An 11,078-nucleotide genomic window follows, 5' to 3' on the forward strand; every position below is an offset into this window, starting at 1 on the left:
CGGCGGACGCGCGTCGCGATCTCGGGCGCCATCCAGCGCTCCGGCGCGGCGGCGAAGGCCGGGCCCACCGCCAATCGTTCGCGCAGCACGCGCCCGGTCGCGGCGGTCGCCTCTTCTAGCGCCAGGAGATGTGGCCAGGGCGCCTCCGGATTCACATGATCCGGCGTCACCGGCGATACCCCGCCCCAATCGTTGACGCCGGCCGCCAGCAGCAGCGGCAGCGCCGCCGGCTCGCGCAGGTTGGGCGGCGCCTGGATCGTCATCGCCGGGCCGAGGATCAGCCGCGCGGCGGCGATTGTCCAGAGCTGTTCGTCCAGCGCCGCGCCGGGCACCGCCGCCATCCGCGTGCCGGGCTTCGGCAGGAAATTCTGGATGATGACTTCCTGGATATGCCCATGGCGGCGGTGCAGCGCGCGAATCGCCAGCAACGCCTCGATCCGCTCGGCGCGGGTTTCGCCGATCCCGATCAATAGCCCCGTGGTGAAGGGCACGCGGGCGCGTCCGGCGGCGTCGATCGCCGCGAGACGGCGTTGCGGCAGCTTGTCCGGCGAGCCGTGGTGCGGGCCGCCCGGCGCGGACAGGCGATCCGCGATCGTCTCCAGCATCAGCCCCATCGATGCCGAGACCGGACGCAGCGCGGCAAGATCCGCTTCGTCCATCAGCCCCGGATTGAGGTGCGGGAGCAGCCCGGTCTCATCGATCACCAGCCTGGCGACGGCGCCGAGATAGGAGAGCGTCGAATCATGGCCCAGCGCCTCCAGCGCGCGTTGCGCCGCCGGATAGCGCAGCTCGGGCGCGTCGCCGAGCGTGAACAGCGCCTCGCGACAGCCGGCATCCCGCCCGGCGCGCGCGATCGCGAGCACCTCTTCGGGTGAAAGATAGGGCGCGGGCAGGCGGGCGGGCGTGGTGGCGAAGGTGCAATAATGGCAGACGTCGCGGCACAGCCGGGTCAGCGGGATGAAAACCTTGCGCGAATAGGTGACCAGGCCGCCGAATCCCTCGATCGTCATGCGCCGCGCATCGGCGATCATCCGGTCCGCGGTGGCGCCGGCAAGGCGCGACCGGGCCCGATCGTCTTCGCCCCGCCACAGAGTCTCCAGGCTTTCGGTCGCCGATTTGCCCACAAATGCCGCCATTGTTCCGAGCCGCCATCCGGCCAGACGGTGCGACTAGCTCACTCGGCTCCCCGAGGCCACCTGTCGGTCATTGCCCAGGCGATATGTGATCGCTTTCTTGCGGTGCCATCGCGCCGACCCTATCGCGCGTTTCGCGAGCGGCCCCGAGCGTTCGCCATAAAGAAACTTTCGAAAGGCTCCATCATGCGCTTCTCCTGCTCGCTTCCGATCGACGACGTCGGCAATGGAGAATTCCTGACGGTGGAGGCCATCACCGAAATGGTGCAGGCGATCGACAAGGCGGGGCTGGACGCGACCTTCGTCACCGATCATCCGGCGCCGAGCGGGCGTTGGGTGGAGAATGGCGGGCATGCCACGCTGGATCCGTTCGTGGCGCTTTCGGTCGCGGCGGCGGCGAGCCCGCGCATCCGGTTGCACACGCATATTCTGGTGCTCGCCTACCGCAACCCGTTCATCGTCGCCAAGGCGGCGGCCTCGCTGGACGCGCTTTCGGGCGGGCGCTTCACGATGGGGATCGGCACGGGCTATCTGCGCCCCGAATATGCGGCCGTGGGCGTGTCGTTCGAGGATCGCGGGGCGATCACCGACGAATCGATCAAGGTGCTGCGTCAGGCATGGACCGGAAATCCGGTGCACCATGAGGGCAGCCGCTTCGAGGCGCGCGATGCGGTCTGCCTGCCGACGCCCAAGCAGAAGAACGGCGTGCCGATCTGGGCCGGCGGCAATGCGGACCGCGCGATCCGGCGCGCGGTCGAGCTTTGCGACGGATGGTGCCCGTTCCCGGTCGAAGGCATCGTCTCCAAGACCGCGCGCACCGATGAACTCGCCAATATCGGCCAGCTCAAGGAGAAGCTCGCCTATGCGCAGGCGCATGCGGACAGCATCGGCCGGACCGATCCCCTCACGATCTGCATGGGCCGCTTCGGCAACAGCACGATGAAGCCACAGGACGTCGGGGACGCTTCCAGAGCCGTCGAGGATTATGGCGAGTTGCAGGAGGCCGGCGTTAGCTGGTCGACGGTTTCGGTTCCTTCGCCGAGCCGGAAGGCGTTCATCGAGAATGTGCAATGGTTCGGCGAGGAGATCGCGGCCAAGGTGCCGAAGACCGCCTGAGCGAATGAACCGAGGGGCAACGGCACCGACCCTGCGCTACGGCATCTCCACGCCTGGCCTCACGCTCGCGGCGGGGGTCCAGCGCCACGCCGGCTGGGAGACGGATGCGACCGTCGAGGATTCGGCGCAATCGCGCAGGCGGCGGATCGGCTCGGTTACGACGTCCCGGACGGGCTTGGGCGCTATGCCTCGGGTTCGAGGATGATCTTGCCGCCGATGCCGCCGCCCTCGATCAGCCGGTGCGCCTCGGCGGCGCGCGCCAAGGGCAGGGTGACCGCGATCGGCACTTCGAGCGCGCCGTCGCTGAGCGCACGGGCCAGTTCGGCGAGCCGGGCACCGTCCGCATGCACGGCGTAAAACAAGGGGCGCGCGGCCAGCCCGTCCACCAGGATCGGATCGGTGGCGACCGTGTGGATCGTGGCATCGGCGGCGATGCGCCCGAACAGCGAAGACGCCAGCGCGCCGCCCACCGTATCCGCCACCATGTCGACCGCGGCGACGGCTTCGCCATCGTCGAAGCCGATGACCTCGTCGACGCCGATCTCGGCCGCTGCGGCGCGATACGGCGAACGCACCGCGCCGACCACCCAGGCCCCGCGCCGCTTGGCGGCATGGACGGCGAAGCGCCCTACCGCCCCGGTCGCGCCGGTGATCAGCAGCCGCGTTCCCGCTTTGACGTCGAGCGATTCCTCGACGAGCTGAACGCCCGTCAGCCCCGCCGTGGGAAGCGCCGCCGCGCGCGCGAAATCCAGCGCATCCGGCAACCGCGCATAATGATTGGGCGCGACCACGACATATTCGGCATAGGCGCCCTGCCGCACCGGATCGAGCGAGGCCACGACTCGCGTTCCGGCGGGCAGCGCATCTCCGCCGACCACCGTGCCCGCCACATCATATCCAAGGATGTGCGGAAACGTGAACGGGTTGTGCGCGCGAAACATGCCGACGCGCCATTTCCAGTCAGCCGGGTTGACCGCGATCGCCCCTACGCGAACCAGCAGCTCGCCGGGTCCGGGATCGGGCGTCGGCGCCTCGCCGAGCCTGAGCAGGTCCGCGTCGCCATATCCGTCGATCAGAACCGCTTTCATTGGGCCGTCTCCAGTTCGCGATGGCGCACGCCGGCGGGGCAGAAACTGTCGAGCTGGAGCACATGAAGGAAGCGTCCCGCCGCGATCCAGGTCGTGATGCTGTAGCTAAGGTCGACGATCTCCCGATCCTCGAAGGCGTGGTGCATCCGCCGCCAGAAGGCATCGTCATCCGGCAGCCCTTTGGGTTCGGTGCCGATCCGCGCGGCATATTCGACCGCCAGTCGCTCGCGATCGCTCAGACCCTCGAGCTCTCCGGCCTCGACCGCCGCGTAAAGCGCCTCATCGGGCGCAACACCGCGATCTGCGCCGACGTTCGCGATCGCCTCGGCATCGACCGAGGCTATGTAGCCGGGGAGATCCCGCGCGATGCGATAATTGTAGCAGGCGTCGCAGCCGTTGAGCAAAGCCGTCTGAAAACGCGCCGCCTCGGCCTCGCGCATCGAAAGCCGTGAATTCTGGTAGACGGCGAGCGACATATTTGCCGCCGCCCGCGCCATCTCGGGCTGATAATGCCCCCACACCGTCCTGGCATCGCTGTTCAGGGCGCGGAGATCATCGTCGATACGGGGCATCCTGCGGTTCTCCGGATGAGGGGCTGACGTAGGCCGCCCCAGGGGCGTTCAATTCCGGACGATATCAGAAGGTGGCGATCAGCGCGCGGGGATAAAGCTCCCAGCCGCCCTCGTCATTGCGGCTCCATCCTCCCGACGCCCAGCTCCCGCCATCGACGTTGAGCGTGACGCCCGTGATATAGGAGGCCATCCGGGAGGCCAGGAAGACGGCGGCACCGGCGCAATCGTCGAAATTGCCCGCGCGCCCGAGCGGAATGTAACGGCGGCGCGCCTCGCGCATCGGCGGCCCGTCGACCGCGCCGTCGGACATCTTCATCATCGCTTCGGTCACGACGATATCGGGCGCGATCGCATTGACCCGGATATGATGCTCGCCCAGTTCCAGCGCCATCGTCCGGGTGAAGTTGAGCATGCCAGCCTTGCATGCGGCATAGACCGAATAAGAGGGCGCCGCGCGCATGCCTTCGATGCTGGCGATGTTGATGATCGATCCGCCCCGCCCCTGCGACACCATCTGTTTGACCGCCGCCTGGGTCGCGGTGACGAGGTTGACCAGATTGATATCGATCACCCGATCGATCGAACGATCGGAAAGATCCGAGAGATTGGCGCCGCGCACGCCGCCGGCGTTGTTGACCAATATGTCGAGCCCGCCGAGATCGGATACGGTGCGTTCGATCGCCGAGCGCACCTGATCGCGCTCCATGACGTTGCACGCGATCGCGATTCCGCGCCGGCCTTTCGCGCGGATCGCGGCGGCGGCCGCCTCCGCCGCGGCAGGGTCGATATCGGCGATCGCGACATCGGCGCCGAACGCCGCCAGCCCCATGGCGATGCCATAGCCGATCCCGGCCGCCCCTCCGGTAACGAGCGCGATCTGGCCGGACAGCAGGATATCGTCGGGGCTCAGCGTGGTCGCGCGGATGGTATCGTCCATGATCTTTCCTGTCGCCCTATAGGCCGATCGGACGATGATTCGCGAATCCGGCCATCGTGATTGCGCATGCCGGGGATCGCGCCCGATCGGCAAGCGCGATGATCGCGATGGCCGCCGGCCCGACCGATCGGTTCCCGGCATCGCATCGATCTGGTAGGATCGGCGCAAGAGTGGAGAGGCTATGCAAGGCGGGCAGGATCGCGGCGGCGCGAAGATGGCGGGGCGGCGCGTGATCGTCACCGGCGCGGCCTCCGGCATCGGGCGCGCGACCGCCCTGCTGTTTCATCAGGAAGGCGCCCGCCTTGCGCTGATCGATCGCGACAAAAAGGCGCTGCTGGATATCGCCGCCCCGATCGGCGCGCATGCCTTTCCGGTCGATCTGGCGGATACGTTCGCGCTCGATCCGGTGGTAGCGGCGGCGGCGGCGGCGATGGGGGGCATCGACGGGATCGTGAATTGCGCCGCTTTCTCCAAGGGCGGGCCGATCGAGACGATGGACCCGGATGTGTTGGGGCGGTTCGTCGCGGTCAACCTCGTTGCGCCCTACCTGCTCTGCCGGGCGGCGCTGCCGCACATGCGGCAATGCGCCGACGCGACGATCGTCAACATCGCATCCGGCCAGGCGCTCCTGCCCAACGCGCCGAACAATACCGCCTATGCGGCCACCAAGGGCGGCCTCGTCGCGTTCAGCAAGGCGCTTGCGGCCGAGGTCGCTCCGGCGGTGCGGGTCAACGCGCTTTGCCCCGGCGTCACCAACACCCCGATGGCGGCACATCTCTTCGCCGATTATCCCAACCCGTCCGACGCACCGTTTGTGAAGCAATATGCGCTCCAGCGCATTGCCGAGCCGATCGAGATCGCGCGCGCGATCCTGTTCCTGAGCTGCAACGATTCTTCCTACGTCACCGGCATCGCGATGGCGGTGGATGGCGGGCGGACCTATCACTGATCGCGGCGATCGATCGCGGGGGCGATAGGGCCGAGCGATCGCACGGATCGCACCGGTCCCCCGCGATCAAGACACTAGGCCGCGGCCGGCATGTTGCGCTAGCGCCAGACGCGACCTAATCGCGCTGAAACCGACAGGGAGAGAGTGACTTTGAATCAAGGCTTGCTGTCACCGCGTCCGATCTCGCCCGATCGGCCCTGCACGATCGGCGAACTCTTCCGCCGCAGCGTGGAGCGGACCCCCGATGCCGAGGCGGTCGCAACGGTCGAGACGCGCCTGACCTATGCCGAGCTCGACGCGCGGGCGATGGCGATGGCGCGCGCGCTGGTCGCGGCAGGCGTGGGCAAGGGTGGCCGGGTCGCGCTGCTCGCGCCGGACGGACCATTCTGGCTGACGACCTTCCTTGCGGCCACGCGGATCGGCGCGCTGGTGGTGGCGGTGAGCACGCTCGCGACCGCGCCGGAGCTTGCGCACATCCTGAAGCATAGCGACAGCCAGTTCCTGATCGGCGTTCGCGGGTTCCTGCGCCACGATTATTCGGAGCGGCTGGAGGCCGCGCTGCCCTCGATCGCCGATCATCGCGATGGCGCGCTCTATCTGAAGGACGCGCCCTATCTTCGTCGGATCTGGCTGGACGATGCCGAAGGGCTTTCCTGGGCCTCGGGCCACGCGGACCTGCTCGCCCTGCCCGCGCCGGCGGAGGCGCTGATCGAGGCCATGGCGGCGGAAGTCGCGCCGAGCGACGATGCGGTGATCATCTACACTTCGGGCAGTTCCGCTTTGCCCAAGGCGGTGGTTCACACGCAGCGCTCGGCGGCGGAGCATTCGCAGGTTCTGGCGCCTTATTTTCGTATCAAGCCCACCGATCGGGTGATGCCGTTGCTGCCGATGTTCTGGGTCGGCGGCTTGAACTTCGCGTTGGAAATCCTGGCGACGGGAGGGACCCTCGTCTATCCGCTCGGGCCCGGCATGGAGGATGTCGCCGACGCGCACGAACAGCTCGGCGTCAACCGGATCAACAGTTGGGGTCCGCAATCGGATCGGGTCCGCGCCGCGATCGCCGCGCGCGGTTTCGATCCCGATACGGTCGGCGGTCTGGCCGTGCCGCGATCGCCCGATGGCGTGCCGATTCCCGCCAATCGGACCGTCAACATGCTGGGCATGACCGAGAGCTTCGGCCCGCACAGCGCCGAGCCGAGCGGCGAGCTGCTGCCCGAAAATCTCTGGGGATCGTCGGGCCGGGTGACATCGGATTTCGATCGGCGGATCGTGGATCCGGATACCGGCGAGGTGCTGGCGACCGGGCAGCTTGGCGAGCTACAGCTACGCCGGGGCGGCCTGATGCGCGGCTTCTACAAGATGGATGCCGATCGCGTGTTCACGCCGGACGGCTTCTACCCGACCGGCGACAGCGCCTATCTGGACGAGGCGGGCCACCTCTTCTTCAAGGGCAGGCTGGGCGACATGCTCAAGACCGGCGGGGCGAACGTCTCGCGGCAGGAGGTCGAGGCGGCGTTGCGTTCGCTGCCCGAAGTCGCGTTGCCGATCGTCGTCGGCCTTCCCGATCCCTCGGCGGGCCAGATCGTCGCCGCCGCGGTGGTCGCGAAGGAGGGCTTCACGCCGACCGAAGAATCGCTGAAGATCGCGCTCCGCGATCTCGTGGCCAATTACAAGATTCCGAAACACATCGTCCTGCTCGACGAGGGAGACGTGCCCTGGACGCCTTCCAACAAGGTCAAGGTCGGGGAGGTGGCCGCGATGATCGCCGAGCGGACCGGCCACGGGGGCGAACGCTAGCGGAGTAGAGTCTGTTGAACTCTCGTCACCCCGGCCTTGAGCCGGGGTGACGGTTCAGCATGAACAAGACAGTCTATAATAGTCTTTTGGAAACTCGCGAAAGAGCGAGTTTCGGACGACAACCGGACTCTTTTAACCTGCAGCGCGCTTCACCCACGATGACAGGCCACGCGCGCCGCCGTCGGCGAAGACGGGATTGAGGCATTCGGCCAGCAGATCCAGCCGATCGGGCCGGGGCGTCCAGCCAAGCTCCCGCCGCGCGCGCGGAGAGCGCGACCGGCTGCACGAGCCGAACACGATCAGCGCGGTGAACTTGTCCCAGATTTCGATCGCCTCCTCGAAGCTGACCGAGCGGGTCGGCACGCCGAGCTCCGCTGCGATCGTTTCCGCCATCTGCCGATAATTCACCTCGCCCGATACCGAATGGTAAAGCGCGCCGCCGACGCCCTTCTCCAGCGCCAGCGCATAGAGCGCCGCGAGATCGTCGACATGGACGTTCGAATAGCAGTTCAGCCCGCGCCCGATGTAGCAGACCGCGCCCGTCAGCCTGGCGGAATGATAGAGGTCGGCGATGATCTTGCACGTGCCATTGCCCCAGATCAGCGGCGGGCGCAGGCACAGCGTCCTCAGTCCCTCGCCATCGGCGGCGCGGACGCTTTGCTCGATCTCAAGCCGGGGCGCGATCTGCCGGCGGGGCACGAACGCATCGTCCTCGGCGAAGCTGTTCTCGCTCCAGTCGCCATCGGTCCGCTCGGAAATGAGGCTGGTGCCGCCGGTGAAAAGGAATGTCTTGCCGGTCCCGGCAAGCGCCCGGAGCATCGCGTCGACGACCCGCGCCTCCTCATCCAGCATGAGCTGCGCGATCCACAGGACCGCATCGAAATGCGCGAACAGCGGCGTCACCCGCGCCATGTCTTCGAGCGAACCCCGATGGCTGCCGGCGCCGAGCTCCGCCATCAATGCCGCGCCCGCCGTATCGCGTACGAAGCCCGTGACGGCGTGGCCGTCAGCGATCAGCCTGGCGGTGGCATGGCGACCGACATAGCCCGTCGCACCGAAGATCAGGATATTCATCGCGCGGCTGTGCCAGCGATTTTGCCCGCGTTCCACAAAAATGACCGGGAAAGCGCCTGGAGATGCCCGGCCCTCTAGGAATCGCACAACGGATCGCGTCAAAAGCGGCTCCACCGCGGGCGGTTGCCGCCGCAAGGTAAACCACGAGGCCGCGCGCGAGCCCGGAAGAAAAGGAGACGGCGATGGCGCTATACGTGACCTTTCACCTGCACAATGTGCCCGCGGGACGCGAGCAGGACTATGCCGATTGGTTCGATGGGCCGCACCGCGAGGCGCTCGGGCGGTTGCGCGGCTTTCGCTCGGCCGATCGCTACGAGGTGACGCCAGAACAGATCATGGTCGACATCGCCCAGCCCTGGCAATTCTGCTCGGCCTACGACTTCGAGACCGGCGACGCCGCGATCGACATTCCCGCGCTCGGGCCGCTGCTGGCCGAGGCGCGCGACAAGGGCCTGATCGCGCAGGACGAATCCGAGCGATTGTTCACCTACGAACTCTATTGCGATTGGGAAGGCAGCCCGAACTGGCAGCGAGACAAGCCGCTTTCGGGAATCAGCGTGCTGATCGGCAACTATACCGCCGGGCGGTACGACGAATATATGGACTGGTACGCGAACGTGCACAGTCCCGAGGTTTCGAACGTCCCCGGTCACGTCGCGATGAAGCGCGGCAAGCTTGCGGCCCATCAGGTCGAGCCACGCACCTACTGCCCCGGCGATCAGCTCGTCTATGTCGCGCAGCAAACCGACGATCTCGCCTTCACCGTCAAGGATTTCGGCTATCGCGCGGTCGGCATGAGCCCGAGCGGGATCAAGATGCAGCCACGATCGAAATCGGGCTCCTTCGCGCGCACCGTCCATTATTTCCAGAAGATCAGCGGCACGGAATTCTGGCCGGGCGGCATCGCCTACGGCGGCGACCTCTCGGTCTACCCCTCCGATTACGGGCACGAGCAGCAGTGACGATGCTGCCCCCGCGCCTGCGCTTCGGCGCCTTCATCGCCCCGCACCATCCGCTCGAGGAGAATCCGTCGCTATGCCTGCACCGCGACATGGAGCTGGTCGAGCATATGGACCGGCTCGGCTATGACGAGGCGTGGATCGGCGAGCATCATTCCGCCGGCTACGAGACGATCGCCAGCCCAGAGCTGTTCATCGCCGCGGCCGCCGAGCGGACGCGCCACATCCGCCTCGGCACGGGCGTCTCGTCGCTGCCGTATCACCATCCGCTGATCCTCGCCGATCGCATCGCGCAGCTCGATCATATGACGCGGGGGCGCGTGATGTTCGGGGTCGGGCCGGGCGCCTTGTCCTCGGACGCCCATATGATGGGCATTCCGGTCGCCGCCCAGCGCGAGCGCATGGAGGAGGCGATCGACGTTCTGATCCCTCTGCTGCGCGGCGAGACGGTGACGCGCACCACCGATTGGTTCACGCTGAACGAAGCGCGCGTGCAATTGATGCCGTGGAGCCGGCCGATGGTGGAGATGACGGTCGCGTCCTTGATCTCGCCGTCGGGGGCGCGCGCGGCGGGAAAGCACGGGCTCGGCCTGCTGTCGATCCAGGCGACCAGCAAGGCGGGGTTCAACGCGCTCGCCTCCAACTGGGCGATCGCCGAACAGGTCGCCGCCGATAACGGGCAGGCGATGGATCGATCGCGCTGGCGCCTCGTCGGCCAGATGCACATCGCCGAAACGCGTGAGCAGGCGCTTGCCGACGTGCGGTTCGGGCTTTCGAAATGGCTGGCCTATTTCAAGGACGTCGCCAACCTGCCGCTCGTGCCCGAAGGCGTCGGCGATCCGGTGGAGGCCTATCTCGCCACCGATTCGGCCGTCGTCGGTACGCCCGACGATGCGATCGAGCGGATCGAGTTGCTCGCCAGGGAGAGCGGCGGCTTCGGCGCCTTCCTGCTGTTCGCGCACAATTGGGCGAACTGGACCGCGACCAAGGCCAGTTACGAGATGATCGCGCGATACGTGATGCCGCATTTCCAGCAGCTCAACGTCAATCGCGTCGCGTCCTACGAATGGGTCAAGGCCAATCGCCCACGGTTCGGCGAGCAGAGCCGCGCCGCGATCTCCGCCGCCATCGCCAGGCACGAGGCGGAAAAGGGAGGCGAGCATATCCGCCCCGGGCTGATGGATGTGCTCGCGGTCGACAAGGATGCGATCGCGCCGAAGCGCTGAGAAGATGTTTGAAACGCGCCTACGGCGCGTTTGGCGGCACCGGCCCGCGCCCCCACTCGACCTCCCACAGAGTATCCTGATTGGGAGGTCGGGTGGGGGAGCGGGCCGGTGCCGCGGGAAACTCGCTCTTCCGCGAGTTTCCAAACGGGTTCTAGAGTCAGACTCGATCATGATTGCACGTATCCGGAGTGGTGGATGTAATTGGAGCATTCGCTTGGCGTGAAGCG

Annotated in this window: 10 protein-coding genes; 5 read left to right on the forward strand and 5 right to left on the reverse strand. The window is 67.1% G+C overall.

The window, feature by feature from the left end; all coding sequences use genetic code 11:
• On the reverse strand, positions 1 to 1,136 hold a 1,136-nt coding region (gene cofG, locus HUU94_RS03030), incomplete at its 3' end, for a 7,8-didemethyl-8-hydroxy-5-deazariboflavin synthase CofG (RefSeq protein ID WP_254601911.1).
• Between the two features lie 183 nt (positions 1,137 to 1,319).
• On the opposite strand from cofG, the gene HUU94_RS03035 reads away from it, so the two are divergent.
• On the forward strand, positions 1,320 to 2,249 hold the full coding sequence (locus HUU94_RS03035; RefSeq protein ID WP_174273643.1) for a TIGR03619 family F420-dependent LLM class oxidoreductase: 930 nt from the start codon (positions 1,320 to 1,322) through the stop codon (positions 2,247 to 2,249).
• 182 nt (positions 2,250 to 2,431) lie between these two features.
• Here the strand turns inward: HUU94_RS03035 and HUU94_RS03040 are convergent, their stop codons facing one another.
• The 3 genes from HUU94_RS03040 to HUU94_RS03050 all read right to left on the reverse strand — a co-directional run bounded on the left by HUU94_RS03040 (position 2,432) and on the right by HUU94_RS03050 (position 4,846).
• Positions 2,432 to 3,337: an NADP-dependent oxidoreductase gene (locus HUU94_RS03040; RefSeq protein ID WP_174273644.1), complete on the reverse strand. Its 906-nt coding sequence runs from the start codon at positions 3,335 to 3,337 to the stop codon at positions 2,432 to 2,434.
• Entirely contained in the window at positions 3,334 to 3,909 is a 576-nt protein-coding gene (locus HUU94_RS03045) for a carboxymuconolactone decarboxylase family protein (protein WP_174273645.1), read from the reverse strand. Before HUU94_RS03045 ends, HUU94_RS03040 begins: the two co-directional genes overlap by 4 nt.
• A gap of 64 nt (positions 3,910 to 3,973) precedes the next feature.
• The gene (locus HUU94_RS03050) at positions 3,974 to 4,846 is read right to left on the reverse strand and encodes an SDR family NAD(P)-dependent oxidoreductase (RefSeq protein ID WP_174273646.1); all 873 of its coding nucleotides are present in this window, start codon (positions 4,844 to 4,846) and stop codon (positions 3,974 to 3,976) included.
• Between the two features lie 181 nt (positions 4,847 to 5,027).
• Here HUU94_RS03050 and HUU94_RS03055 point away from each other — a divergent pair, with 181 nt between their 5' ends.
• The gene (locus HUU94_RS03055) at positions 5,028 to 5,795 is read left to right on the forward strand and encodes an SDR family NAD(P)-dependent oxidoreductase (protein ID WP_174273647.1); all 768 of its coding nucleotides are present in this window, start codon (positions 5,028 to 5,030) and stop codon (positions 5,793 to 5,795) included.
• A 162-nt stretch (positions 5,796 to 5,957) separates the two neighbouring features.
• Positions 5,958 to 7,592, forward strand: coding sequence for a class I adenylate-forming enzyme family protein (locus tag HUU94_RS03060; RefSeq protein ID WP_174273648.1), 1,635 nt, complete (start codon positions 5,958 to 5,960; stop codon positions 7,590 to 7,592).
• Between the two features lie 132 nt (positions 7,593 to 7,724).
• On the opposite strand, the gene HUU94_RS03065 is transcribed toward HUU94_RS03060, so the two are convergent.
• On the reverse strand, positions 7,725 to 8,666 hold the full coding sequence (locus HUU94_RS03065) for an NAD-dependent epimerase/dehydratase family protein (RefSeq protein WP_217429549.1): 942 nt from the start codon (positions 8,664 to 8,666) through the stop codon (positions 7,725 to 7,727).
• A gap of 182 nt (positions 8,667 to 8,848) precedes the next feature.
• Here HUU94_RS03065 and HUU94_RS03070 point away from each other — a divergent pair, with 182 nt between their 5' ends.
• Both HUU94_RS03070 and HUU94_RS03075 read left to right on the forward strand, forming a co-directional pair.
• Entirely contained in the window at positions 8,849 to 9,628 is a 780-nt protein-coding gene (locus HUU94_RS03070; protein WP_174273649.1) for a hypothetical protein, read from the forward strand.
• 2 nt (positions 9,629 to 9,630) lie between these two features.
• On the forward strand, positions 9,631 to 10,851 hold the full coding sequence (locus HUU94_RS03075; protein WP_174273652.1) for an LLM class flavin-dependent oxidoreductase: 1,221 nt from the start codon (positions 9,631 to 9,633) through the stop codon (positions 10,849 to 10,851).
• Positions 10,852 to 11,078 lie beyond the last annotated feature (227 nt).

This window comes from Sphingomonas bacterium (genome assembly GCF_903644055.1).
Classification (GTDB): domain Bacteria; phylum Pseudomonadota; class Alphaproteobacteria; order Sphingomonadales; family Sphingomonadaceae; genus Sphingomonas_I.